We start from the raw sequence: 24,200 nt of genomic DNA, 5'->3' as shown, positions 1-24,200 counted from the left end.
TCTTTATGCTACCAAATCCTTCCACAGCGTAAATAACGGGTGCTTTTACCTCTTTCTCAGAATATAGATTCTAGGAAATCCCGGCGATAATCCTGGCTCGACAACGATTTGCAGGCCCAGGAGCATAGATGGCGGACGACAGCGACGCGGAACGCACCGAACCAGCGTCACCCAGGCGGTTAGAGAAAGCACGCGAGGAAGGCGACGTTCCCCGCTCGCGCGAGATCGCCACCTTCACCGTCCTGATGACCGCCGGCGCCACCCTGTGGATGTTCGGCGGCTCGCTGGTCGGGCGCCTGGGCGCCGCCCTGCAATCCGGCCTCTCGCTCGACCGCGAGCAGGTCTACAACCCCGACGTCCTGCTCGAGCGCGTGTTCAACGACGTGTTTGGCGTGATGCTGGCCTGCCTGCCGATCGCCGGCGCCATCATGCTGGTCGCCCTGGTCTCGCCGCTGCTGATCGGCGGCTGGCTGTTCTCGTCCAAGGCCTTCATGCCCAATTTTATGAAGCTGAACCCGATCAAGGGCATCGGCAACATGTTCTCGACCAATTCGCTGATCGAACTGCTGAAGGCGATCGCCAAGACCGTGCTGGTCGGGGCGGTCGCCTGGGTCGTCATCATGGGCCAGAAGGAAGCGATGCTGGGCCTGGCGGTCGAACCGCTGAACGCGGGCAGCGCCCATGCCGGCGAGATGATCGCCAAGGCCTTCCTGTTCATCGTCGGCGCCCTGGGCGTGGTGGCCCTGATCGACGGCCCTTACCAGCTCTGGCACTACCACGACAAGATGAAGATGACGCGCCAGGAAATGATCCAGGAGCACAAGGAATCGGACGGCAACCCGCAAATCAAGGGCAAGATCCGCCAGATGCAGCGCGAGATGGCGCGCGGCCGCATGATGCAGAACGTGCCGACCGCCGACGTGATCGTCACCAACCCGACCCACTACGCCGTGGCCCTGAAATACGCCGACGGCCAGAAGGGCGCGCCGCGCGTGGTCGCCAAGGGCGTGGACGATGTCGCGGCCAAGATCCGCGAACTGGGCGGCGAGCACAAGGTCCCGATGCTGGAAGCGCCGGCCCTGGCCCGTGCGCTGTACAAGCACACCGACATCGACGAAGAGATTCCCGAGAAACTGTACTCGGCGGTGGCCGAAGTGCTGGCCTACGTCTACCAGCTGCGCGCCTACAAGAAGGGCGACGGCGCCTATCCGGACCGGCCGGGCAAGCTGGCCGTGCCGCCGGAGATGGACCCGCATGACCCGGCCTTCCAGCTGGCCCGGCAGCGACCGTCGCGCCCGGACTCGAATAATGGAGTGATGCAATGAACAGCCTGAAACTTCCCACCTGGCTGAGCGGCCTGGGCAGCCGCGGCGGCAAGGCGCTGGCCGCGCCTGTGCTGATCATCCTGCTGCTGGCGATGATGATCCTGCCGCTGCCGGCCTTCATCCTCGACGTGTTCTTCACCTTCAACATCGCGCTGTCGGTGATCGTGCTGCTGACCGCCCTGTACACGGTCAAGCCGCTCGACTTCATGGCCTTCCCGGCCATCCTGCTGGTCTCGACCATGTTGCGCCTTGCGCTGAACGTCGCGTCCACCCGTATCGTCCTGACTGAAGGCCATACCGGCGGCGCGGCCGCGGGCAAGGTGATCGAGGCCTTCGGCCACTTCCTGATCGGCGGCAACTACACGGTTGGTATCGTCGTGTTCGTCATCCTGACCATCATTAACTTCAGCGTCGTCACCAAGGGTGCGGGCCGTATCGCCGAGGTCGGCGCACGCTTCGCCCTGGACGCGATGCCGGGCAAGCAGATGGCGATCGACGCCGACCTGAACGCCGGCCTGATCGGCGAAGCCGACGCGCGCAAGCGCCGCAACGAAGTGGCCCAGGAAGCCGAGTTCTACGGCGCGATGGACGGTGCGTCCAAGTACGTCAAGGGCGACGCGGTCGCCGGCATCATGATTACCCTGATCAACGTGATCGGCGGCCTGATCGTCGGCGTGGTCCAGCACAGCATGGCGGTCGGCGACGCCGCCACTACCTATACCTTGCTGGCGATCGGCGACGGCCTGGTGGCCCAGCTGCCTTCCTTGATCATCTCGATCGCGGCCGGTATGGTCGTGTCGCGCGTGGCCAGCGACGAAGACATCAGCTCGCAGCTGACCAACCAGCTGTTCGCACGCCCGGAGGCGCTGTACATCACCGGAGGCATCATCTTCGGCCTGGGCGTGATCCCGGGCATGCCGACCCTGGTGTTCCTGATGCTGGGCGGCGCGCTGCTGGGCGGCGGCTACCTGCTGTCCAAGCGCGCCAAGCAAAAGCCGGCCCAGGAAGCAGCGGCGGCCGCGGCAGAGCAGGCCGCGGCGGCCACCCAGGCCCCGGCCGAGTCCGAGGAAGCCACCTGGCAGGATGTGATGCCGGTCGATACCCTCGGCCTGGAAGTGGGCTACCGCCTGATTCCGCTGGTCGACAAGACCCAGGGCGGCGAGCTGCTCAAGCGCATCAAGGGGATCCGCAAGAAGTTCGCCCAGGAAGTCGGTTTCCTGGCGCCGCCGGTGCACATCCGCGACAACCTCGAGCTCAAACCCTCGGGCTACCGCATCACGCTCAAGGGCGTCGAAGTGGGCGCGGGCGAGGCCATGAACGGCCAGTTCCTGGCGATCAACCCGGGCATGGCGAGCGGCACGCTGCCGGGCCTGGTGACCACCGATCCGGCCTTCGGCCTGCCGGCGATCTGGATCGAAGCCGGCCTGCGCGACGAGGCGCAAAGCATGGGCTATACCGTGGTCGACGCCGGCACCGTGGTGGCGACCCACCTGAATCACCTGATCACCACCCACGCCTCGGAACTGCTGGGCCGCATGGAAGTGCAGGCGCTGCTCGACCACCTGGGCAAGGAAACCCCGAAGCTGGTCGAGGACCTGGTGCCGAAGATGATGCCGCTGTCGACCCTGCAGAAAGTGCTGCAGAACCTGCTGGTGGAAGGCGTGCACATCCGCGACATGCGCACCATCATCGAGGCGTTGTCCGAGTACGCGAGCCAGACCCAGGATCCGGCCGAGCTGACCGCGATGGTGCGGGTGGCGCTGGGCCGCGCGATCGTCCAGCAGTTGTTCCCGGGCGCCAGCGAGCTGTCGGTGATGACCCTGGACAACCGCCTCGAGCGCCTGCTGATGGGCGCGATGAGCGCCGGCGGCGACGGCACCGGTATCGAGCCGGGCCTGGCCGACACCATCGCCCAGCAGGCGGCCCAGGCCGCCCAGCAGCAGGAACAGATGGGCCTCACTCCGGTGCTGCTGGTGCCGGCGCCGTTGCGCGTGCTGCTGTCGCGCTTCCTGCGCCGCGCCGTGCCGCAGCTGAAGGTGTTGTCGCATGCGGAGATTCCGGAAACCAAGACGATCCGGGTGACGAGCCTGGTGGGCGCGCAGATGTAAAGGTCGCTGGGCAGGCGAGGGGCGCCGCGCCCGATGATGAGCGAGGGGCGAGCCGCGACGGCTCTGCCCCTTCCAGCGCTACAGGCGCGTTTTTTTCCTGAGCTGCCGCCAGATCAGCAAGCCGGATACCGTCACCACCAGGACCAAGGTGAACGCACTGCTGAGGGCCACCAGCGTTTCGAGATCCCGCAGCTCTTCTCCGTTGCTCGAGCCGTAGAGCTCGACGAGCCGGAGTGACAGTGCACGAGGTATTGGCGGGCCGAGATCCGGGCGCACGAGCCATATGTGTCCAACTGCGAACGTGGCCGCAAAGACCCATGCACAAAGACCTGCGCGCCTGCCCGCCGTACTCACTTGACCGTCACCCGGCCATAAGCTTTCAAGGAGCTGCCTGGGATAGCGATCTGGCTGCTTGCCTTGAGACGGGCGCGCAGGATGCTGAAATCGGCCCGGTTCTCGAGAGTGATGCATCCTTGACTGATACCGAGACTGCCCTTCGGATGTAGCCGAAAGCTTCCCCTCTTTACTTTGTTACAGAAGGTCTCATCGTCGATTTTCCCATCCGCCGCGTAGAGTGCGAACCAATCTGACTTGGCGCTGAAGAGATCGCGCAGAAGGCCGAGCCGGCCGCCCGATTGACGGTCGAGTACGTAGTAGACGCCGGGCGGAATCGGGCCAATGCCGGCGTGACAGGCGAACTCTCTGCGGTTTGCGTGGGCGCCCAAGCCGGAAAACGCGGCGAACTGCATCTTGTTCGTCTTGAATAGACTCATCGGTTCGCCGTTCAGCTCGAAGGTACACGCTAACATTGGCCTCTCTCCCGGAAGTTTGCAGTGCAAGCTTCCGATCATAGTCAGCCATTAAAAACGATCTTTGATCGAGTACAAGCCTTGATTGGCCAGTAGCGAAAGCGATCCGCCGGAGGTGAGCAGGCGTCAGCGGATCTTGTGCAGCCACCAGTTCTCGAACCAGATCGAGAACTGCAGCAACAGGCCGGTCACAAACAGGAAATCGGCCAGCAGGCCAGTACGCAGGGCAGCGGCGATCACGCCGGCGATGAGGAAGACGGTGCGCAGGGCGGGGAGGCTGCGGTCGAGGGCATCGCAGCAGTGGATCAGGAATGTCGCGAAATCAGTCGTCCCAGGGTGACGCTTCGGTATCCGAAATTTCATTGCTGCCCCTTTCATGACGCTGACGGAATCGTTCCGATTGTGGTCAAGTATGCACTTTATTTGTGATCGTTACAATTGGCGATAATATGCTTTCAGGCAAATTTTGCATGACTGTGCGCTAGCTCATACAAATTGAATAAGAAAAGTGCAAACGTATGATGGCACTGTTGCAAATTTCCTACTCTGTGATCATTCTCGCATGCTTGCCAGTTTGATAGCGCGCGCCTGCGTAAGTCAAGAACAAGGTAGATGAGCGGTGAAAAAACTCGGGCCCCGGCCTGCCCCGGGACGACGTGCTGTAGGCACGGGCTGAAATCGCTAAACGATATTCATCCGCACTTTCACTCAACGTCGTCCCGGTGCAGGCCGGGACCCAAGTTCACATGAACAGCCGCCCTCGCAGCTGTCAGCCGAAAATCAAACCCGCTGCTTGCCCAACCGCTTGCCCGCCGCCAGTCCGGCCAGGCCCAGGCCCAGCATCCACAGGCTGCCCGGTTCCGGCACATCCACCGGCAGCTCGGCCGTGTCGGCGAAGGTCCAGTTCAGCAGGTCGTGGTTCTGGCTGGCCGCGCCGGTGGCCGAGGTGAAGCCGACATAAGCCTGGTTGGTGCCGAGGACCGAGGCGATGTCGATCGCCAGCTTGTCGTAGGCCAGGAAGTCGTCCGATTTCGTTTCGTCGCGCATGCTCATCGACAGCAGTGCGCCATCGTACTCGACCTTCACGGTCCACAGATTGCCGTTCGACATGCAACCGGTGTCGGTGCTCAGGCCGAAGCAGGCTTTGCGCTGGTACACGTCGCTGGTCCAGCTGGTGTTGGTGCTGCCGTTGGTGCTGATGCCCACGTGGTTGGCGCTGAAGCCGTCCCAGCTGCCGTTGTCGTAGGTGTCGAATTCGATCACGAAGGCGTTCTGCACGCCCTGGTAGCCGATGCCGCCGCCGCCTACGCCCAGGCCGTTCGGGCTGGCCGCGAGCACGAAGGCCATGCCGTCGGCCGGCTGGCTGTTGCCGGTGAAGCGGAACTGGAAGGTGGTCGAGAAGGTGGCGTTGGCGCCCAGCTGCACGGCGCTGCTGCTGTAGACCGCGCCGCTCTGCGACCAGTTGTCCGGCGTCAGGCGCATGACCTTGCCGTCGGCGGTCGTGGTGGCGGCTGCGTTGCCCACCGTCGTCAGGCCGCTGGTGTCCGAAAAATCGTTGTAGGTGACCACGGTCGCCTGGGCGTTGGCGACCGCGGCGGTTGCGGCGGCGGCGATGAGGAACTTCAATGCTTTCATGCGGTTTTCTCCTAGCGTATGGAAAGTGCCGGCGTCATGGGTGCGCCGGCGACCGCTCCCACGAAAGCAAACCTTGTGCCATAGGAAACATGTCAAAAAAATCAACATCTTGCAAACCCGGTATGTTGCAACTGTTAAATTTATCGACATCTGGTATGCATGCCGGATCGCCGTCCAGTCGCCGCCTTTCCGGCTGGCCAGGGAATTGACCGGTTTTCCCCATCCTTTTCCTGCGATCGTTTCCTAGAGGCATCGTCAATAATGCTTGCTATGGGAGGGCCATTGCGCCCCAGGCAAGCTACAGACGATGAAGTGCGGAGAATAACGATGAAAGTGAAGAAATTTACAGCGGCGACTTCCCGGGATGCGTTGCGCAAGGTGCGCGAAGCGCTCGGCCCGGACGCCGTCATCCTCTCCAACCGCCCGGTGGACGGCGTGGTCGAAATCCTGGCGCTCGACAACGACGACGTGGCCTCGCTGGCCTCGCCAGCGCCGGAATCGGAAATGGCCCAGCCGCAACCGCACCTGCAGCACTTCGCCGACCCGGCCCCGCTGGCCCCGGCCTTCGGCGCGCGCCGCATGGAAGAGCCCGGACCGGCCTTCGCCGCACGCCGCTTCGAAGAGCCTGCCCCCGCTCCCGTATTCGCCGACCCCGCACCGACCTACGCCAACCGCCGCGCTCCCGAGCCGGCCCCGGCCCTCGACATGAGCGCGATGACCGCCATGATGAGCGCCGCCATCGCCCAGGCCAAGGAATCGGCCGCCGCCGAAATGAGCGGCATGATGAACGAGATCCGCGCCATGCGCGGCCTGATGGAGACCCAGCTGGCCGAGCTGTCGTGGAACGCCACCGCCCAGCGCGAGCCCCAGAAGGCCGCCGTGCTGCGCGAAATGCTGGCCGCCGGCTTCTCGGCGACCCTGGCGCGCTACCTGATCGAAAAGATGCCGGCCACCAAGGATGCGGCCGATGCGCTGCGCTGGATCAAGACCGTGCTGGCGCGTAACCTGACCACCATCGCCAACGAAGACGACCTGCTGTCGCGCGGCGGCGTGTTCGCCCTGGTCGGCCCGACCGGCGTCGGCAAGACCACCACCACCGCCAAGCTGGCCGCGCGCTGCGTGATGCGCCACGGTCCGGACAAGCTGGCCCTGATCACCACCGACGCCTACCGTATCGGCGGCCACGAGCAGCTGCGCATCTACGGCAAGATCCTGGGCGTGATGGTGCACTCGGTGAAGGACGAAGCCGACCTGCGCATCGCCCTGAAAGAACTCAAGAACAAGCACACCGTGCTGATCGACACCATCGGCATGTCGCAGCGCGACCAGATGGTGACCGAGCAGGTGGCCATGCTGAGCGAGTCGGGCGCCGACGTGAAGCGCCTGCTGTGCCTGAACGCGACCTCGACCAACGAGACCCTGAACGAAGTGGTGCGCGCCTACCAGGGCTCGGGCCTGGCCGGCTGCATCATGACCAAGCTCGACGAAGCCGCCTCGATCGGCAACGTGCTCGACGTCGTGATCCGCCAGAAGCTCAACCTGCACTACATCTCGAACGGCCAGCGCGTGCCGGAAGACCTGCACCTGGCCGACCGCGCCATGCTGATCGACCGCGCCTTCCGCAACAACCGCGCCGCCAGCGCCCAGTTCGGCGACGCCGACCTGCCGCTGATGATGTCGGGCGCCATGAATGATCGCAGCCTGCGCGAGGTGTCCCTTGGCTAGTTTCGACTTCGACCAGGCCGAAGGCCTGCGCCGCATGCTGCAGGGCCCGCGCCCGCGCATCGTCACCTTTCTGTCCGCCACGCCTGAAGACGACAAGGGCGCCATGCTGGTCAACCTGGGCGCCTCGCTGGCCCAGACCGGCAACGAAGTCCTGATCGTCGATGCCTGCGACATCGACTACGGCGTGGCGCGCCGCCTGGGCCTGAGCCGCGCGGCCTCGCTGCTGCAGGTGGCGCGCCAGGAATGCGCGCTCAACCAGGTGATCCATCCGGCGCCGCAAGGCTTCTCGGTGGCGCCGCTGGGCGTGCCGAAGACCGCCGACGACGTCCGCCGCCTGGGCAAGACCTTCGACGTGCTGGCCAGGCAGGCCGGCATCGTGATCGTGGACGGCGAGCTGGGACCGGACGGCAGCTTCCCGGTGCCGCTGATGGGCAGTTCCGAGATCGTGGTGCAGGTGTCGACCAGCGCCGCCTCGATCACCAACGCCTATGCGCTGATCAAGCGCCTGTCGCAGCAGCTCGGCCGCCGGCCCTTCGGCATCCTGGTGACGGGCGCGACCGAGGCGGAAGCCAAGGTGGTATACGATAATATGTCAGCAGCGGCAACACGCTACCTGGCCGTCAAGCTCAGCTTCATGGGCTCGGTGCCGGCCGACGAGTACCTGCACCGGGCCGCGCGCCTGGGCCGGGCCGTGGTCGACGCCTTCCCGCTCGCGGGCGCGTCGGTGGCCTTCCGCCAGCTGGCCGGCAAGTTCGCGCTGCACGCGATGCCGGGCTTCGGCCGCCAGGGCAGCAGCGCGCATTTAGGCAACTGAGCAGTACCGAATAAACAGAAGAAGACAACGACGCAACAAGCATGTACACGGTCAAAGGGAAAGCGGACAAGAACCATTTGCTGACGGAGCACATGCCGTTGGTGAAGCGTCTTGCCCACCACATGAAGGCCAAGCTGCCGCCTTCGGTGGAGGTGGATGACCTGGTACAGGCCGGCATGATGGGCCTGCTGGACGCCATCAACCGCTACGAGGACAACCACGGCGCCCAGTTCGAGACCTATGCGGTGCTGCGCATCCGCGGCGCCATGCTGGACGAGCTGCGCAACAGCGACTGGATGCCGCGCAGCACGCGCCAGAACATGCGCAAGGTCGAGACCGCGATGAACGAGCTGCAGCAGCGCCTGGGCCGTCCGCCGAGCGAATCGGAAGTCGCCAAGTCGCTCAAGATGTCGCTGGCCGACTACCAGGACCTGCTGTCCGACGGCGGCGGCCACCAGCTGGTCTACTACGAAGACTTCCGCGGCGACGACGACGACGGCAGTTTCCTCGACCGCTATGCCGTGGACGACGAGGATCCGCTGCGCAGCCTGCTCGACACCGACTTCCGCCAGGCCGTGATCGACGCCATCGACAACCTGCCGCCGCGCGAGAAGATGCTGATGGGCCTGTACTACGAAGAAGAACTCAACCTCAAGGAAATCGGCGCGGTCATGGGCGTGAGCGAATCGCGGGTGTCGCAGCTGCACACCCAGGCAGTGGCGCGCCTTCGCGCGGCGCTGCGGGAGCAATTGTGGACTGGTCCAGCGTAATCGGGCTGCTGCTGGCGCTGGCCGGCGTGTTCGTCGGCCATACGCTGGACGGCGGCCGCTTCGCCTCGCTGTTCCAGCCGGCCGCCTTCGCCATCGTGGTAGTCGGCACCGCCGGCGCCGTGCTGCTGCAAAGCGAGCGCCGCACCTTCCTGCGCGGCATGCGCATGCTGCGCTGGGTCTTCGTACCGCCGCGCGGCGAGCGCGACAAGCTGTCGCGCGAGATCGCCCTGTGGAGCCTGTCCGCGCGCCGCGACGGCCTGCTGTCGCTCGAACAGTACATGGGGACCAAGGACCTGTATATCCAGAAGGGCCTGCGCCTGGTGGTCGACGGCATCCAGCCCGACAAGCTGCGCAGCCTGCTCGAGCACGAAATCAACGGCTACGAATTCAGCCAGCGCCAGGCGGCGCGCATCTGGGAATCGGCGGCCGGCTATGCGCCCACCATCGGCATCCTGGGCGCGGTGCTGGGCCTGATCCACGTGATGGAAAACCTGTCCGACCCCTCGCGCCTGGGTTCGGGCATCGCCGTCGCCTTCGTGTCCACCGTCTACGGGGTGGGGCTGGCCAACCTGTTCTTCCACCCGGTCGGCAACAAGCTCAAGGCCATCGTGGCGGACAAGGTGGCGCAGTACGAAATCCTGCTCGAAGTCTTCCACGACATCGCCACCGGCGACCACACGCGCGTGATCGACGAGCGCGTGGCCAGCCTGCTGGCGCGTCACTAAGTCCGTCATGGCGCGCAAACGCTACGACGACGAGCAGCCCCATGAGAGCCACGAACGCTGGCTGATTTCCTACGCCGACTTCATCACCCTGCTGTTCGCCTTCTTCGTCGTGATGTACGCGATCTCGATCGTCAACGAGGGCAAGTACCGGGTGCTGTCGGACGCGCTGGGCGACGCCTTCGGCGGACGCGGCGCGGCCCCCACCGTCAACACCCAGGTCGAGCCGGTGCTGCCGCTGTCCCACATCGTCAACCGCAAGCGCAACGAGATGGCGCGCCGCGAGCGCGAGAAGATGGCGGTGCTGGCGCGCGACCTGTCGGCGACCCTGCTGCCGCTGGTGAAGGCGGGCCAGGTGCGGGTGACCCAGAATGCGCGCGGCATCAGCGTCGAGATCAACGCCAGCGTGCTGTTCGCCCAGGGCGAAGCGGTGCTGGGGAAGGACGCGAACGAGATCCTGCGCGCGGTCGGCGGCCTGCTCAGGAACGATTCCCACCGCATCGAGGTCGAAGGCCATACGGACAATGTACCGATCGCCAGCGCCGTCTATCCGTCCAACTGGGAATTGTCGGCCGCGCGCGCCAGCAGCGTGGTGCGCCTGTTCATCGACAGCGGGGTAGGGGAGGCGCGGCTGTCCGCGATCGGCTATGCCGCGACGCGGCCGGTGGCGTCGAATGCCGACGCCACCGGGCAGGCGCGCAACCGCCGCGTGGCGGTCATGATCCTGGCGGCGCTGCCCGAAACCGGAGGCGAACTGGGTGGCTGAGCAGCGCCTAATTTTCAATTAAGAATTGCAAGAATCTTTCGTGGTAGCCTGCTTGTTGAAATAATATTTCATGGCCATGGGAGCGCGAATGCATGTCAAACGGAGTATGCCGGCGGTACTGCTGGCCCTGGCGGGACTGGTCGGCGCCAGCGGCGCCGTGGAGGCCGAAGTGAACGTGCGCCACCGGCTGGATGTGGAAACCACCGGCGGCAAGGTGCTGGTGCGCGTGACCATCGAGAACCACGGCGAACAGACGATCTGGGTGCCGCGCGAGGTCGCGGCCGAGGACGAACTCACCGGCAAGCGCTTCGAGCTGCGCGAAGCCAGGGGCGGGCGCGAGGTGCAGTATGCCGGCCCGATGGTCAAGCGCGCCGCCTACACGGCCGCCGACTACCTCGAGGTCAAGCCGCACACCATGCATCTCAACACGGTCGACATCACGCGCGCCTACGCTTTCAGGAAGGGCGCGCAGAGCTATGAAATCAGCTATCCCGGCCCCTGGCTGCCGGACGTTAACAAGCTCGATGAAGTCAGCACCAGTCCGTCGGAGCCGGTGCGCTTTACCTACGCCGCGAAATAAGCAAGGCGCGAATGAAATGAACAGGGGGAGGAAGCATCGCTGCTTCCTCCCCCTTTTTTAACGCGGCGAACGCTTAGTTCAGCGCCGGGGTATTCTCGCCGAAGTATTCATGGTTGTCGGCGTTGTCGACAGCCTTGTTCGGGTCGCTGATCGCCAGGCTGGCGGCGCCGCTCTGGCCGTAGACGTGGTCGTCGGTGCCGGCCACCGCGTTGAAGTGGCTCATCTCGTGCACCAGGGTGCCGCCCTTGGAGTCGGTGCCCGTCATCGGCGCCGACCAGAAGGCGCGGCAGACGTAGATCTTGTACGGCTGGGTCGGGTACACGTAGGCGTAGTAGCTCTGCTTGCAGCCGCAGTCCACGGTCACCGGCTTGTTGTCGAAGGCATCCTTGATCGCCGCGAAGTGCGATTTCACGGTCGACTGGCGGGTGCTGGTGACGGCGCCGAACCACTTGGTGTAGCGCTGGCCCATGGTGGCCTGGGCCATGTAGGTGTTGCCGCTGTTGGCCATGGACGAACCTGCGGCCATCGCCTGCTGGACCGTGCTCTGCTGGGTAGCGGTGCAGTTGGTGTAGCTCAGGCTGGCCGGCTGCACGCCCGCGTCGCGCTTCATGGCTTCCAGGTCGAGGATGGCCTGCGGGGTGGCGCCGCGCGGCAGGCGGGCGTCGATCCACAGGGTGGCTTCGTTGGATGCCATTTCGCGGTCGTTCTTGGCTGCCGCGTTCATGAACAGCGCCGGCGAGGCGACCTTGTAGCTGATCTTGTAGTCGCCGGTCACGCTCATGTCGTACAGGGCCGACAGCTCGACCTTGACGGTATGGGTGGCGCCCGGCTTGATCACGAAGTAATCCGACTTCTTCGGCACCGGACGCTTGATGATCGGGCCCAGGTAGGGCACCGGCTCGCCGTCGCGCGTCACTTCGAACAGCGGCGTATCCAGACCCTGGAACGGGGTCAGCCACTTCAGGACGTACTGCGGCGTGTCCGAGGTGTTGGTCAGGGTGACCTTGACCACCACGTCGTCGTCCTGCCCCAGCGCGTGTTTTTCCGTCTCCACAGCAATGTTGATGCCCTTCGGCGCGGCGCTTGCGCCTCCGCAGGCCATCGCCAGTGCTGCCACTCCCAATGCCGACTTCCAGAATCCGTTCAAGCTCATATCGTTTCTCCGTGTGTGAAAGTTATGCGGCTTGCTGCTGCCATCGTTATCGGGCCGCATCCTGCACAAGTTGTCTGTACAGGAAGAGCCCATTGACGATATTTACGGATTCAAGTGCCTATGTAAAGTTGATTCATGTCAGTTGTGACGTTTTTTGCGGAATGTCAACAGAATCCGACAGTCAATCGGAACACGCTTGCATTTTGAAACCTACGGTGCTACCGCTTTCGCTGGGCCGGCGTGTTCTCGCCAAAATACTCGTGCGAATCGGCGTTGTTGAGGGCGCGTTCGGGCGCGCTGCGCGCCAGCTCCATCGCGCCGGCCTGGCCGTAGACATGGTCGTCGGTGCCGGCGACCGCGTCGAAATGGCTCATCTCGTGCACCAGGGTGCCGCCGCGCGAGTCGGTGCCGGTATTCGCCGCGCTCCAGAACGCCTTGCAGACATAGATCTTGTACGGCTGGGCCGGATACACGTAGGCGAAATAGGCTTCGTCGCAGCCGCAGTCGAGCGCCAGCGGCTTGTTCTCGAAGGCGTCGCGGATCGCGGCGAAATGGGCGATGGCCCTGGCGCCGCGCTGCGCATCGGGAACCCCGAACCAGGTCGTGTAGCGCGGCCCGTAGGCCTGGCCGGAAGTCAGGTAGACGTGGCTGTCGACGGCCATCGCGCGGCCCGCGTCGACCGCCGCCGCCAGCTGCTCCTGCTGGGCGTTCGAGCACTGGCTGAAGGCCAGGCTGCCGCCCGCGGCTTCCTGGGCGGGCGCCGGCACGGGGGAGCTCTTGGCGCCGCGCGGCAGCCGGCCCTCGATCCAGATGCTGACCGGGCTGGAGGCCAGCTCGCCCGTCACCGCGTGGAGGGCCGCACCCGCGCCCAGGCCGGGCAGCGGCGCCGCCGGGCTGTTGTAGCGTACGGTATAAGCGCCCGTGATGTGCATTTCATAGAGCGCGGACAGTTCGACCGTCTGGGTCACCGAGGCGCCGGGCTCGATGAGCACGAAGTCGGCCGCCTCGGGCGCGGGCCGCTTGATCTCCACCCCGAGGTAGCGCACCGGCTGGCCGTCGCGGCGCACTTCGAACAGCGAGGACTGGACGCCCTCCAGCGGCGTGCGCCAGCGCAGCACATGCTGGGCCTCGCCCGAGATATTGGTCAGGGTGACCCGCACCGGCACGTCGTCGCCGCGCCCCACGGAAGGGCGCAGCGCCTCGAGCCGGACCGCGACGCCGGCCTGCGCCGGCTGGGCGGCGCCTGCCGGCGCGGACGTGAAAACAAGGGGGAAGAGCAGGGCGAAGCAGGCGTGGGAATAGCGGGACATGATGCCTCCTGGTTGGTGTCCTGCCTACTCTCCCGCCGCTATGCATGCTAGATATTGCGTCAGTTCAACAGTGCGCCACCACTTCATTGCTAAGCGGCAATAACCCTGCTGCCAATAGGCCAAATAAACAACAGTTGCACAGTATTTACTCGATCAGCGCAGGGATGCTTTGCTATCATGCAACGACTGTATCCATTCAGCCAACACCCCACGCAGCTGCAGCTTCCTCATGAGATTCCACACGACAGACGCAACGATGCACACGCTGGTGCGGCATGCCCGCGCGCGGAGGCCGGCATGATGGAAGGACTGGAAATGGTCGACCTGATCGCGAGCGAAATCGGCCTGGACGGCGAGGAAGTGGCGGCGCGCAAGGCCTTCCTGGAGCTGGGCGAGGCCGACCTCGCCGCCCTGCGCGAGGTGCACGCGCTGCTGGAGCAGGAGCGCGAGCGCTTTTCCGGCGAGTTCTACGACCACCTGCTGCGCTTCGCGCACACGCGCAGCATGCTCGGCAGCGACAGCACGGCGCGCGCCCTGCGCCGCGCGCAGTCGGCCTATTTCAGCAGCCTGACCGCGGGCGACTACGACGCGGGCTATATCCGCGAGCGCCTGCGCGTGGGCATGGCGCACCAGCGCATCGGGCTCGAGCCCAAGTGGTACATCGGCGCCTACCGCAAGTACCTGGCCGAGATCATCGACATGCTGTGGGAGCGGCTGGGCCACGACCCGCAGCGCTGCACCGCGGCCATCGACGCCGTGCTCAAGGTGGTGTGCTTCGACATGGGCCTGGCGCTCGACACCTATGCGCACGCGGCGCAGCGCAGCATGCGCCAGAACCAGAACTACCTCGAGCAGGTTATCGACGGCATGCCGGCCGGCCTGCTGGTGGTCGACTGCACGCGCCGCGTGCGTTCGATGAACCGCATGATGGCCGACCTGCTTGACGCGCCGGAAGACGCGCTGGCGGGCGGCTGTCCGCTGGAGCAGCTGATTCCCGGCCAGGAGCTGGGCGAACGGGTGCTGGAGGCGCTGCGCACCGGCGCGCCCCAGGACAACGTGCTGGTGACCCTGGACGGGCGCGCCGACGGCCTGCGCTATGTCGAGTTCAACATCCGCCGCACCCAGCAGGCCGGCGGCCAGCTGCTGCTCCTGATCGGCCACGACGTCACCTTCCGCCGCAAGGCGCGCCTGCGCCTGCAGGAGAGCGAGGAATTCTTCCGCCTCACCTTCAACCAGGCGGCCGTGGGCATCGTGCTGCTCTCCGGCGACGGGCGCCTGCTGCGGGTCAACCGCAAGATGTCGCAGATGCTCGGCTATACCGAGGTCGAGCTGCTGCAGCGCTTCTTCCAGCAGCTCACCTGCGAGGAAGACCTGCCCGACGAACTGGCCCTGATCCGGCGCCTGAAGGCCGGCGAGATCCACGACTACCAGCGCGAGAAGCGCCTGATGCGGCGCGACGGCAGCACGGTGTGGGTCAATGTCAGCGTCTCGGTGATGCGCGACGCCCACGGCGACCAGCGCTTCATCTCGGTGGTCAAGGACATCTCGCGCCGCAAGCAGGCCGAGGAAGCGCTGCTGCGCATGGCCAACCACGACGCGCTCACCGGCCTGCCCAACCGCGCGCTGCTGCAGGACCGCCTGGCCCAGGCGATCGCGCACGCGCACCGCAACGGCAGCCAGGTGGCGGTGATGTTCATCGACCTGGACCGCTTCAAGCACGTCAACGACAGCCTCGGGCACGACGCCGGCGACCGCATGATCGTCGAGATCGCGCGCCGCCTGTCGAGCACCCTGCGCGACAGCGACACCGTGGCGCGCCAGGGCGGCGACGAATTCGTGGTGGTGCTGCCCGACCTGGCGGGGGAAGAGGACGCCGCCACGGTGGCCGGGAAGCTGCTGGAAAACCTGTTCCAGCCGCTGGTCCTGTGCGGCCAGGAAGTGTTCCCGACCGGCTCGATCGGCATCGCGATGTACCCGCGCGACGGCCAGGACAGCGCCACCCTGCTCAAGAACGCCGACAGCGCCATGTACCGCTCCAAGGGGCAGGGCGGGCACCACTACAGCTTCTACATGGCCGACATGGGCGAGCAGGCCTTCGAGCACCTGCGCTTGGAAGGCGCGCTGCAGCGCGCGCTGCAGCGGCGCGAGTTCCTGCTGCACTACCAGCCGGTGGTGGACATCGGCAGCGGCAGGGTGACCGGCGTCGAGGCCCTGCTGCGCTGGCAGCCGCATGGCCAGCCCATGGTGTCGCCGGCCGACTTCATTCCGCTGGCCGAGGAGACCGGCCTGATCGTGCCGATCGGCGAATGGGTGCTGGCCACGGCCATGGAGCAGCAGGTGGCGTGGCGTCGCCAGGGCCTGCCGCCGGTACGCATCAGCGTGAACCTGTCGGCGCGCCAGTTCCTGGGCCAGGACGTGGCCCAGCAGGTGGCCAAGCTGATCGCGCGCACCGGCTGCGATCCGAAATACCTGACCCTCGAGATCACCGAGAGCGTGCTGATGGAGAATCCGGCGGCCGCCACCGAGACCATGGCGCGCCTGGCCGGGATGGGCGTGCAGCTGGCGATCGACGACTTCGGCACCGGCTACTCCAGCCTGGCCAGCCTGAAGCGCTTCCCGATCCACAGCCTCAAGATCGACCGCTCCTTCGTGATGGACCTGACCCAGGACGCCGACGACGCGGCCATTGTCAACGCCGTGATCGCGCTGGCCCATTCGATGAAGCTGAACGTGATCGCCGAAGGCGTGGAAACATCGGAACAGCTGGCCTTCCTGCACGAGCGCGGCTGCGACCAGATGCAGGGCTACTGCTTCTCGCGTCCGGTCGAGCCGCAGGGGATCGAGGCCCTGCTCAGGGCGGTCAAGGCGGCTTGACCCGCCCCGGCCCGCTCCCGGATCAGGTCTCGCCGGCCCAGCGCCGGCAGCTTTCCAGGCTGCGCTCCGGATTCTCGCCCCATTCCTCGGGATCCACGCGCTCGCCCAGCTTGCCCAGCAGGCGCAGGACCGTGTCCCTGTCTTTGGCCAGGCAAGCCATGTAGGCATAGCGGTTGAGCCGTTTCGCGCTGTCGGGGTAGCGCGCCAGGATGTCCTCGAAACCCTGCTTCATCTTGCCCCAGTCGGCGTGGCTGCCCTCGAACAGCGCATGGCCGAACTGGTTCGCCGCCGCGTGCGAGTACAGCCGCGCATAGAAGGCCATGCCGTGGCGCGCGCGGGTCTGTTCCGTGACCTTGCGGATGTAGTCGTCGAGGACCTTGGGGCTGCCGCCCCATTTCGGCAACAGGGAGGCGGCCATGCGGAGGTAGAGATCGCTGTCGTCCGGGTAGCGCTTCAGGCCGTCCTCCGCGATCGCTTCCATCTGGCGGCGGTCCCAGTCCAGGGCCGTGCCGATCTCCAGCAGGATGCCATGCGCGTCGCTGTCCTGCAGCGCCACCTCGGCATGCTGGCGCAGGTAATCCGCGGCGCGCTTGAGGTAGGCGTGGAAGTCCTTCCAGGCTTCCGGAGGCACATCCTTGACGAAGCCCTTGCCGCGATACGACCAGCCATGCCTGAGCAGCGCGCGGGCGTGCAGGACGTGCGCGAAGCTCGATTGCGGGTGCTCGTTCGCCCACTGCAGGGTGAGCAGGTCGACCTCCTTCAGGTAGGCTTCCTCGTTCTTCATCTTGTAGTTGAACAGCGCATCGAGGCCCGCGCGGAACTGGTTCAGGCGCAGGTTCGCGTCCGCGTCGAACTGGTTCGGCTTCCTGTATTCGGTGTTCCGGCGTTCGAGCTCGGCGAAGTCGCCGCGCCAGAACGCGTCCGTGGCGGCGGCTTCGACCGGCGCCGCCACGGACGCGTTGGCGCCGTGAGCGGAGCAGCTCATGCCTGTCAGCGCCGCGCCCAGCACGGCGCCGTTCAGCAGGCGGATGAAAGGGGAGGGCAGTCTCATGGCTTCGTTTTCTCCTGCGTGTCCGGTTCGGCCGGCGTCAGGGTCCAGACCATCTCGAATTCCGGCGGCGTGGCCGGGCCGGCCTGGCGCGCGTGGTGCAGGGCCACCGCATCGAAGACGTTCTCGAAGGCGACCGGGCGCGTGCCGCGGATGCCGCGCACCGTGATCTTCCGTTCGCCGATGCTGGCCGGTCCCGCTTTGCCCGAAGCGTCCAGTGGACGCGCGATGCGGGTCACCCCGGTCACGTCGAAGCGCTCGGCGAGCTTGGGGTAGCCGGGGACGGCGCCCGGGGCGGCCACGACGGGTTCGAAGGCGCCGGCGAAGCGCTCGCTCGCGCTGATCAATGTGCCGTAGCGGAAGGCGGCGAGCGCCGCCGCGGGCGTCGCGCCCTGCGCCACGCTGGCGCGCAGCCACCATTGCTGGAGCTGGCATTTGCTTTCCGTGGCCAGCTCGGCATAGGGTTTGCGTTCCGCGAGCAGGGCGTAGGCCAGCGCGGGCGGCAGGGCCGGCGCCGCACGCGGTCCGCCGCGCCGGATCTGCTCCACGGCCTGCATGGCGGCGTCCTGAGGCAGCGGGACCGGCCAGGGCGGCAGGGCGGCGCGCGGCTGTCCCCAGTGCGCCAGCAGCCGGCGCTCGGTGTCGAGCGCCGCCTTGCGCCGCGCGGGCGGCATGGCTTGCAGGCGCAGGACCCGGCTCGCGAAATCCTGGAAGCGCGCATCGCCCTGGAGCCGGCAGACGCCGGGCGATGCGGCCAGCGCCGCCAGGGTCGCCTGTTCGTAGTCCGCGTCGCCCGGTTCCACCTGCCACAGCGCCAGTTCGTTGAGCACGCGGGCGAAGACGGCATGATAGACATCGTCCTCGGACGCGGGCTCGGCGGGCGTGGTCTGCAGGCGCCTTTCCTCGTCAATCCAGGCCGGCAGCAGTTGCCGGATGCGGGCGAGGTGGGTGGCGGCCATCGCTTCGGCTTCCGCGCGCAGCGCCGGGTCGAGATCGAGTTCCCTGGGCAGGGCGAAGGCGCGGGCCAGGTCCTCGTTCAGCGGCGCGGAAATGGAGGCGTTGTTCCTGGTGGCCCGGTCCGGTGCGGCCAGCGCCGTCAGGCTGCCGGCCAGCAGGGTGAATAGCAGGGTGAATGGCAGGGCGGAGCGGGCCAGGCGTCCGGCCCGCGGTTTGAAGTTGGTCACGCGCGGCTCGTCGATGACATGGGGGAGGTCGAACCATATCATGCTGAATGAGTGGAGAAACACGCGCATTTCCACGCTCTCCAGGCCGCCGCGGCGGCCTGGAGACGGGGCTTACAGCGCCGGGCTGGCGTTCATGCGCTGGGTATGGGTCCAGCGGTGGTCGTAGGCCGACACCGCCGAGCTGTAGGTGCGCCAGGTCTGGCCCTCGCCCGGCCACGGGTCCATGATGTAGACGTAGTTCACGCCGTTATAAGTCTCGTAGCCCCGGCCGGCCATGATGTGGCCGCCGCCGTTGGTCCAGCCGTAGCGGATCACGAAGGGACGGTTGGCATTGATGTCGGCCACCACGCTGCTCCATGACGAGGCCACGTTGTAGGCGGTGTTCGGCACGCCCCAGGCGGACAGGATGTTCTGTACGCTGCCGCTGGTGCCGTACATGGAGTTCGGCTGGTTGGCGTAGCTGCTCCAGTCGAAGATCGTGTTCCCGCACGCGTAGTTGATCCCGAAGGCCCAGTTCACGATCTGGCACTGGCTCGGGGTCTTCTTGTACAGGTTCAGGATCGCCTTGCTGGTCGCGGACCAGCACCACTGGCTGTGTTCCTGGGTGGTCAGGGGAACGTTGAGGGTGCGCCACTGCGCGAAGGCGCTCGGTGCGGCCAGGGTCAGCGCCGCGGCGGCCAGCAGGCCTGTCAGTCGTTGGTTCATTATTTGTCTCCGTATGGGTGCTTGTCGTTGGCGCCGTCTCAGCGGTGCTCGTCCAGGTTGCGCTTGACCGCCGCGCGCAGGGCTGGCAGCAGTTCGGCTTCGTCGGCCAGGGCGGCGGTCGGACGGCCGAAGGCGTCGGTGCGCTGCAGGGGCAGGGAAGCGCGCGCGGAATACAGGGGCGCGAAGCGGGTGCCGCCGGCGGTCTCGACTTCGAGCAGGTCGGAACGGGCCTGGTAGATGCGCAGCAGGCGCAGGTTGGAGCGGTCGGCATTGCCGTGCGCGGCGACCAGGGCGTCGAGGTCCCTGGACAGGACCGCGGCGCCGTAGGCGACCGTCTGGTAGCGGCCGCCGTGCTGCTCCACCGTCGCCATGCCGATCGGGCGCTCGCCCAGCAGCACCACGAAGCGCCATTGCTGGGCGTGGCGCGCCATGCTTTTCATGCTGCCGCGGCCGCGCATCAGGTGGTCCGGATCGATGGTGTAGACCGGGAAGCCGTAGCCGATGCGCGCATCCTTCAGCGCGCGCAGGTCCTGGACCTCGAGCGGAAAGCCGTCCGGGGCCGCGCCCGGGCGCTGGAGCTGGTGGTTGATGAACTGGCTGAGATCGCGCTGGGCCGCGGCGAAGGCCGCGGACTGGCCGGCCGCGGCCTGGCGCGCCGCGCCGGGATCGGCGGCCTGCGCTTGTACTGCGGGTCCCGCCAGGCCGAGACCGATGCCGAGCGCCAGGGCCGCGAGCCTTGCCCGAGCCATCCTGTATTGCCGTTGTTGAGCTTGCATTGACGACTTCTCCTTGAATGTGAAGGTGAAAAGCGGCCCGCCTGTCCGAGCGGGCGTCTGTTGCTGCTGCTGCAAAAGGACACGCATGGCGTGCCGGACAACCGGGACGAGCGCTAGGACGGCGTCGGGAAACTGCCCTGGCGATGAGGAAGGAAGGCGGTGGCGCGCTGCGCAGGCGCGCACGGCGCCGCGGCGCCGCCAGGGGCGCCGGAGTCAAGTTCGGTATGCATGAAATCCAGACACAAAAAGCGTCACAAGGGAATCCGCGCGCTCATTGCGCGTCGGCACCCCCTCTGTGCTGGACCTGAGAGATTTCGCAGGCCGAGGTAGGGCCTGCTTGCTCCTTCGGTGCGCCGGGTGACGGTCTCCCGGCGGCTCTTCAGAGTGTGAATGCGGTATCGGTCCTTTTGCCTGAGAGATTCCGGGGCGGTTGCTCCTTCGGCGCTGTCGGATAGACAGTCTCTCCCGATACCGCGGCCGGCGCCTGGGCGCCAGTCGTATAGACAGGATAGCCCAGCTATTTCAAAAAACTCAACGGTTTTATCCCGCTTGTTGTTTTTGCACCAGCGTCTGCATGTCGGCTCAGCGCCCCGCGTCGCGGTCCCGGCGCTGGTCCAGCTTGTCGCTGTCGTCGTCGGTGCCGGCCCGGTTCCCCAGGCCGCCGTCCGCGGCGGCCGCATCGCTGGGATTGCCGCCGCCGGCCATGGCGACTTCGTCTTGCTGGCGGTTCTGCTGGCCCTGGCTACCCTCTGCCTTTTCGACCGTGCCTCCCGGCACGGGCCCGCCGGCGTTGCCGTGGCTGGTTTGCGGCGCGCCGGCCGGGCCGACATTGCTCTCCGGCGAAGCGCTGTTGAAGTTGGTGTAGCGCCCGGACGTGGCTTCGCGCTGTTCGTTCTGGCCGCCGACGCTGGAGTAGCCGGCGCTGTCGTCGGCCACGAAGCCGGAGCCGGAATCCGCGCTGCCGCGCAGGGCCTGGCCTCGGCGCTGGTCGTCGTCGCGGCCGCGTTTCGGGGTGGACTTATTTCTATCGTTCATCATGTTCTCCTTGGCATAGATGACGGGACAGCTTCATCTTAATCATCCGCACCTGGAGCCCAATAGGCGCACGGTACAAGGCTGCGTAGGAGGAGTCGGACGTGGCCGACCTGACAAAATCGCCAGCTTGCCGCCAGGACAGGCCGCCACGTACACTGGAAGCGCCGGCCTCTTTCACAAGATACAAGGATCCCCCCCATGATCGTCGACTACCTCGCCAACCACAAACAGTTCATCCCCGAGATCGCGGACCTCATCTTCGGCGAGTGGTCCGACCTGTTCCTCGCCAACGGCGTGGACAAGGCGCAGCTGCTGGCGATGCTGGAAGAGCGGGCCAACACCGAGCGGCTGCCCATCGCCTACGTGGCGGTACGGGACGGCGAATTGCTGGGCACCGGCAGCATCAAGATGGAAGAGCCGAGCACGCGGGAAGGGCTGTCGCCCTGGCTGGCGGGCATGTACATCAAGGAGGCTTACCGCGGCGGCGGGGTCGGCGAGCAGATCGTCAAGGCGCTCGAAGCCAAGGCCCAGGCCCTCGGCGTCGAGACCATGTACCTGTCGGTCGGCCGTGCGGTCAGCTTCTACCGCAGGCTCGGGTGGAGCATCATGGAAGAGCGGGTCACGCCGTCCGGCGCCACCCTCATGAGCAAGCGCCTGGCCGCCTGAGCGCTAGACGGTCGTATCCTGGCCGATTCGTTCGGCCTTCCCGGCGGCCGGGACAGCTTCCACAGCCTCGGCGCCGCGGCCGTCGCGCAGCCAGGCGAACAGCACCGCCATCATGAAGGGGCCGACGAACAGGCCCAGCACGCCCATGGTCGAGACGCCGCCGAGCAGGCCGAACAGCACCGCCAGGAAGGGCAGGTTGACGCGCTGGCCGATCAGCTTGGGGCGGATGAACTTGTCGACCATGAACAGCTCCACCGCGCCCCAGGCGAACAGGCCCAGGGCCGCGCCGGCATGGCCCTGGCCCAGCAGCAGCAGCGAGACCATGGTGAAGGACAGCGGGGCGCCGCCCGGGATCAGGGCCAGGTAGCCCGTGATCACGCCCAGCAGGGCGGGAGCGGGCGCGCCGGCGATGGCGTAGGCGATGCCGAGCACGATGCCTTCCAGCACGGCGATCGAGCACAGCCCGAGCGCGGTGCCGCGCACCGAGAGCGGCAGGATCGCGCGCAGCCTGGGGTAATGCGCCGGCAGCAGGCGCTCGCCGGCGCCGTCGACATAGCGCACCACGGCCGGGCCGTGCAGGTAGAGCACGAACAGGGTCAGCAGGGTCAGGAACAGGTAGAGGGCGTTGGCCAGGATGGTCGAGCCCCAGAGGCGCGCCGCGCCGGTCAGCTGCGGCATGAAGTCGCCCAGCCCGGTCTGGATCAGGGCGCGCAAGCCGCCGGGCACGGCCAGGTGCTCGTTCCACCACTTGATGGCCGGCTCGGCGAGCAGCGGCAGGCGGTACAGCCAGGACGGCGCCGCCACGCCGGTCAGGTTGACGTTGGTCAGCATCCGCTCGATGCCCGCCAGCTCGTTGGTGAGGGCGTTGAACAGCAGGATCGAGGGACCGATGAAACTCACCAGCAGCGCCACCAGCAGGGTGGCGGCGCTGGCCAGGGGCGGCCAGCCGCGGCGCAGCAGCAGCTGGTGCAGGGGCCAGGTGATCACCGCCAGCAGCCCGGCCCAGGCGAGCGAGCCCAGGAAGTGCTGCAGGAGGTAGGCCAGCGCCGCGGCAAACAGTACTGGCAACAACAGTGGAGCGTACCGCATCGAGGTTCCTGGCCTTGTTGGTAGTTCTTTTAAGTTCTCTTATCCGCGTTGCAGGGCAGCGATACGGTCTTCGCACGACGGATGGCTGCTCAGCAACGACATCATACCGCCTCCGGCGATGCCCGAGGCAGCCATGTTCTTCGGCAGGCCGCCTTGCGCAATACCGCCGAGGCGGGCCAGCGCGTTGATCATCGGGCGCGGCGTGCCCAGGATGCGGGCGGCGCCTAGGTCGGCGCGGTATTCGCGCTGGCGCGAGAACCAGGCCACGATGACGCTGGCCAGGATGCCGAACAGGATGTCGCAGACGATTGCGGTAATGGTATAGGCAATGCCGGGGCCCGTGCTTTCTTCATCGTCCTTGCGCAGCGCCTGGTCGACGAACCACGCCACCACGCGCGCCAGGAAGATCACGAAGGTGTTGACCACGCCCTGGATCAGGGTGAGGGTGACCATGTCGCCGTTGGCGATGTGGGCCACCTCGTGGGCCAGCACGGCCTCGACTTCTTCCTGCGTCATCGATTCCAGCAGGCCGGTCGACACCGCCACCAGCGAGGAATTCCTGGTGGCGCCGGTGGCGAAGGCGTTCGGCTCGCCCGGATAGACGGCCACTTCCGGCATGGCGATGCCGGCGCGCTGCGCCTGGGCGGCGACGGTGTTGACCAGCCACTGCTCGGTCGAGTTGGACGGGCGTTCGATCACGCGCGCGCCGGTCGACCACTTGGCCATCGGCTTCGACATCAGCAGCGAGATGAAGGCGCCGCCAAAGCCCATCAGGGCGGCGAAGACCAGCAGCATGCCCAGATTCAGGCCGTTCGCGGTCAGGAATTTGTTTACGCCCAGCACGCTGGCGGTGATGCTTAGCACCAGCATGACGGCGACGTTGGTAGCGAGGAAGAGAAGAATGCGTTTCATGTCGTTTCCAGTGTTGTTGTTCAAAGCAAGACGGTATTGCCTACACGAAAGGATACGCCAAGCCCGTTATCTGGAAAAGCGAAGTTTAGCGAAAGATTTCTTCGTAAAAATCGAAGTCATGCACGTGGCCGGCGGATCACACCACGGAGGGGGGATTCGTCGCAAGCGGCGGTTCCGGAACGCGGGCGGCTCCT

Annotated in this window: 22 protein-coding genes and 2 riboswitches; of the genes, 10 read left to right on the top strand and 12 right to left on the bottom strand. The window is 66.3% G+C overall.

Annotated features, from left to right (window positions below; genetic code table 11):
- The first annotated feature begins 128 nt into the window (after positions 1-128).
- Positions 129-1,325 carry a flagellar biosynthesis protein FlhB gene (gene flhB / locus KBW95_RS10250; RefSeq protein ID WP_211528169.1) on the top strand — a complete coding sequence of 399 codons (1,197 nt, stop codon included), beginning with the start codon at positions 129-131 and terminating at the stop codon, positions 1,323-1,325.
- Positions 1,322-3,433, top strand: a complete 2,112-nt coding sequence (flhA, locus tag KBW95_RS10245; protein WP_211528168.1) for a flagellar biosynthesis protein FlhA — start codon at positions 1,322-1,324, stop codon at positions 3,431-3,433. The genes flhB and flhA overlap by 4 nt, the downstream gene beginning before the upstream one ends.
- Positions 3,434-3,783: 350 nt before the next feature.
- Here flhA and KBW95_RS10240 read toward each other — a convergent pair whose 3' ends face one another.
- From KBW95_RS10240 to KBW95_RS10230, 3 genes are all read right to left on the bottom strand, one after another.
- A complete protein-coding gene (locus tag KBW95_RS10240; RefSeq protein ID WP_211528167.1) occupies positions 3,784-4,242 on the bottom strand; it encodes a DUF2778 domain-containing protein in 459 nt (152 codons plus the stop codon).
- Positions 4,243-4,368: 126 nt separating this feature from the next.
- Positions 4,369-4,605 carry a hypothetical protein gene (locus KBW95_RS10235; protein ID WP_211523823.1) on the bottom strand — a complete coding sequence of 79 codons (237 nt, stop codon included), beginning with the start codon at positions 4,603-4,605 and terminating at the stop codon, positions 4,369-4,371.
- Between the two features lie 417 nt (positions 4,606-5,022).
- Positions 5,023-5,877, bottom strand: a complete 855-nt coding sequence (locus tag KBW95_RS10230; protein WP_211528166.1) for an L-type lectin-domain containing protein — start codon at positions 5,875-5,877, stop codon at positions 5,023-5,025.
- 327 nt (positions 5,878-6,204) lie between these two features.
- Here KBW95_RS10230 and flhF point away from each other — a divergent pair, with 327 nt between their 5' ends.
- The 6 genes from flhF (at position 6,205) to KBW95_RS10200 (ending at position 11,254) form a co-directional block, all read left to right on the top strand.
- Positions 6,205-7,602: a flagellar biosynthesis protein FlhF gene (gene flhF, locus KBW95_RS10225; protein WP_211523821.1), complete on the top strand. Its 1,398-nt coding sequence runs from the start codon at positions 6,205-6,207 to the stop codon at positions 7,600-7,602.
- Entirely contained in the window at positions 7,595-8,416 is an 822-nt protein-coding gene (locus KBW95_RS10220; protein WP_211528165.1) for an antiactivator of flagellar biosynthesis FleN protein, read from the top strand. Before flhF ends, KBW95_RS10220 begins: the two co-directional genes overlap by 8 nt.
- Before the next feature lie 41 nt (positions 8,417-8,457).
- Complete coding sequence (locus KBW95_RS10215) at positions 8,458-9,186, top strand: RNA polymerase sigma factor FliA (protein WP_211520721.1); 729 nt, start codon at positions 8,458-8,460, stop codon at positions 9,184-9,186.
- On the top strand, positions 9,168-9,911 hold the full coding sequence (locus tag KBW95_RS10210; RefSeq protein ID WP_211523819.1) for a flagellar motor protein: 744 nt from the start codon (positions 9,168-9,170) through the stop codon (positions 9,909-9,911). Before KBW95_RS10215 ends, KBW95_RS10210 begins: the two co-directional genes overlap by 19 nt.
- Before the next feature lie 7 nt (positions 9,912-9,918).
- A complete protein-coding gene (gene motD, locus KBW95_RS10205) occupies positions 9,919-10,674 on the top strand; it encodes a flagellar motor protein MotD (protein ID WP_211528164.1) in 756 nt (251 codons plus the stop codon).
- 88 nt (positions 10,675-10,762) lie between these two features.
- On the top strand, positions 10,763-11,254 hold the full coding sequence (locus KBW95_RS10200; protein WP_229429659.1) for a hypothetical protein: 492 nt from the start codon (positions 10,763-10,765) through the stop codon (positions 11,252-11,254).
- 73 nt (positions 11,255-11,327) lie between these two features.
- On the opposite strand, the gene KBW95_RS10195 is transcribed toward KBW95_RS10200, so the two are convergent.
- Together KBW95_RS10195 and KBW95_RS10190 are read right to left on the bottom strand one after the other, a co-directional pair.
- Positions 11,328-12,407 carry a M35 family metallo-endopeptidase gene (locus KBW95_RS10195; RefSeq protein WP_211528163.1) on the bottom strand — a complete coding sequence of 360 codons (1,080 nt, stop codon included), beginning with the start codon at positions 12,405-12,407 and terminating at the stop codon, positions 11,328-11,330.
- Between the two features lie 218 nt (positions 12,408-12,625).
- The gene (locus KBW95_RS10190) at positions 12,626-13,717 is read right to left on the bottom strand and encodes a M35 family metallo-endopeptidase (RefSeq protein ID WP_211528162.1); all 1,092 of its coding nucleotides are present in this window, start codon (positions 13,715-13,717) and stop codon (positions 12,626-12,628) included.
- Positions 13,718-14,014: 297 nt separating this feature from the next.
- On the opposite strand from KBW95_RS10190, the gene KBW95_RS10185 reads away from it, so the two are divergent.
- Positions 14,015-16,591 carry an EAL domain-containing protein gene (locus tag KBW95_RS10185; RefSeq protein ID WP_211523815.1) on the top strand — a complete coding sequence of 859 codons (2,577 nt, stop codon included), beginning with the start codon at positions 14,015-14,017 and terminating at the stop codon, positions 16,589-16,591.
- Between the two features lie 22 nt (positions 16,592-16,613).
- Here KBW95_RS10185 and KBW95_RS10180 read toward each other — a convergent pair whose 3' ends face one another.
- From KBW95_RS10180 to KBW95_RS10160, 5 genes are all read right to left on the bottom strand, one after another.
- Positions 16,614-17,642 carry a DUF4034 domain-containing protein gene (locus KBW95_RS10180; protein WP_211528161.1) on the bottom strand — a complete coding sequence of 343 codons (1,029 nt, stop codon included), beginning with the start codon at positions 17,640-17,642 and terminating at the stop codon, positions 16,614-16,616.
- Complete coding sequence (locus tag KBW95_RS10175) at positions 17,639-18,823, bottom strand: hypothetical protein (protein WP_211528160.1); 1,185 nt, start codon at positions 18,821-18,823, stop codon at positions 17,639-17,641. The genes KBW95_RS10180 and KBW95_RS10175 overlap by 4 nt, the downstream gene beginning before the upstream one ends.
- A gap of 111 nt (positions 18,824-18,934) precedes the next feature.
- Complete coding sequence (locus KBW95_RS10170; RefSeq protein ID WP_211523812.1) at positions 18,935-19,528, bottom strand: C39 family peptidase; 594 nt, start codon at positions 19,526-19,528, stop codon at positions 18,935-18,937.
- A 38-nt stretch (positions 19,529-19,566) separates the two neighbouring features.
- Complete coding sequence (locus tag KBW95_RS10165) at positions 19,567-20,277, bottom strand: hypothetical protein (protein WP_211528159.1); 711 nt, start codon at positions 20,275-20,277, stop codon at positions 19,567-19,569.
- 316 nt (positions 20,278-20,593) lie between these two features.
- A riboswitch (glycine riboswitch) is annotated at positions 20,594-20,691 on the bottom strand.
- A 2-nt stretch (positions 20,692-20,693) separates the two neighbouring features.
- Positions 20,694-20,782, bottom strand: a riboswitch (glycine riboswitch).
- 104 nt (positions 20,783-20,886) lie between these two features.
- On the bottom strand, positions 20,887-21,339 hold the full coding sequence (locus tag KBW95_RS10160; RefSeq protein WP_211523810.1) for a hypothetical protein: 453 nt from the start codon (positions 21,337-21,339) through the stop codon (positions 20,887-20,889).
- Between the two features lie 198 nt (positions 21,340-21,537).
- On the opposite strand from KBW95_RS10160, the gene KBW95_RS10155 reads away from it, so the two are divergent.
- Positions 21,538-22,005 carry a GNAT family N-acetyltransferase gene (locus tag KBW95_RS10155; RefSeq protein WP_211528158.1) on the top strand — a complete coding sequence of 156 codons (468 nt, stop codon included), beginning with the start codon at positions 21,538-21,540 and terminating at the stop codon, positions 22,003-22,005.
- Between the two features lie 3 nt (positions 22,006-22,008).
- On the opposite strand, the gene KBW95_RS10150 is transcribed toward KBW95_RS10155, so the two are convergent.
- Positions 22,009-23,094 carry an AI-2E family transporter gene (locus KBW95_RS10150; protein ID WP_211528157.1) on the bottom strand — a complete coding sequence of 362 codons (1,086 nt, stop codon included), beginning with the start codon at positions 23,092-23,094 and terminating at the stop codon, positions 22,009-22,011.
- A 39-nt stretch (positions 23,095-23,133) separates the two neighbouring features.
- Positions 23,134-24,006, bottom strand: a complete 873-nt coding sequence (gene htpX, locus KBW95_RS10145; protein WP_211528156.1) for a protease HtpX — start codon at positions 24,004-24,006, stop codon at positions 23,134-23,136.
- Positions 24,007-24,200 lie beyond the last annotated feature (194 nt).

It is taken from the genome of Massilia sp. ZL223, assembly GCF_018119395.1.
Lineage (GTDB): Bacteria > Pseudomonadota > Gammaproteobacteria > Burkholderiales > Burkholderiaceae_D > Telluria.
This window is presented reverse-complemented; position numbering and strand designations above follow the sequence as displayed.

Coding starts and splice junctions, on each gene's coding strand:
- flhF (WP_211523821.1), top strand. CDS start 6,205: ATGAAAGTGAAGAAATTTACAGCGGCGACTTCCCGGGATGCGTTGCGC.
- KBW95_RS10150 (WP_211528157.1), bottom strand. CDS start 23,094: ATGCGGTACGCTCCACTGTTGTTGCCAGTACTGTTTGCCGCGGCGCTG.
- KBW95_RS10180 (WP_211528161.1), bottom strand. CDS start 17,642: ATGAGACTGCCCTCCCCTTTCATCCGCCTGCTGAACGGCGCCGTGCTG.
- flhA (WP_211528168.1), top strand. CDS start 1,322: ATGAACAGCCTGAAACTTCCCACCTGGCTGAGCGGCCTGGGCAGCCGC.
- KBW95_RS10185 (WP_211523815.1), top strand. CDS start 14,015: ATGATGGAAGGACTGGAAATGGTCGACCTGATCGCGAGCGAAATCGGC.
- KBW95_RS10235 (WP_211523823.1), bottom strand. CDS start 4,605: ATGAAATTTCGGATACCGAAGCGTCACCCTGGGACGACTGATTTCGCG.
- KBW95_RS10230 (WP_211528166.1), bottom strand. CDS start 5,877: ATGAAAGCATTGAAGTTCCTCATCGCCGCCGCCGCAACCGCCGCGGTC.
- KBW95_RS10155 (WP_211528158.1), top strand. CDS start 21,538: ATGATCGTCGACTACCTCGCCAACCACAAACAGTTCATCCCCGAGATC.
- KBW95_RS10240 (WP_211528167.1), bottom strand. CDS start 4,242: ATGTTAGCGTGTACCTTCGAGCTGAACGGCGAACCGATGAGTCTATTC.
- KBW95_RS10190 (WP_211528162.1), bottom strand. CDS start 13,717: ATGTCCCGCTATTCCCACGCCTGCTTCGCCCTGCTCTTCCCCCTTGTT.
- motD (WP_211528164.1), top strand. CDS start 9,919: ATGGCGCGCAAACGCTACGACGACGAGCAGCCCCATGAGAGCCACGAA.
- KBW95_RS10170 (WP_211523812.1), bottom strand. CDS start 19,528: ATGAACCAACGACTGACAGGCCTGCTGGCCGCCGCGGCGCTGACCCTG.
- KBW95_RS10160 (WP_211523810.1), bottom strand. CDS start 21,339: ATGAACGATAGAAATAAGTCCACCCCGAAACGCGGCCGCGACGACGAC.
- KBW95_RS10165 (WP_211528159.1), bottom strand. CDS start 20,277: ATGGCTCGGGCAAGGCTCGCGGCCCTGGCGCTCGGCATCGGTCTCGGC.
- KBW95_RS10200 (WP_229429659.1), top strand. CDS start 10,763: ATGCATGTCAAACGGAGTATGCCGGCGGTACTGCTGGCCCTGGCGGGA.
- htpX (WP_211528156.1), bottom strand. CDS start 24,006: ATGAAACGCATTCTTCTCTTCCTCGCTACCAACGTCGCCGTCATGCTG.
- KBW95_RS10215 (WP_211520721.1), top strand. CDS start 8,458: ATGTACACGGTCAAAGGGAAAGCGGACAAGAACCATTTGCTGACGGAG.
- flhB (WP_211528169.1), top strand. CDS start 129: ATGGCGGACGACAGCGACGCGGAACGCACCGAACCAGCGTCACCCAGG.
- KBW95_RS10195 (WP_211528163.1), bottom strand. CDS start 12,407: ATGAGCTTGAACGGATTCTGGAAGTCGGCATTGGGAGTGGCAGCACTG.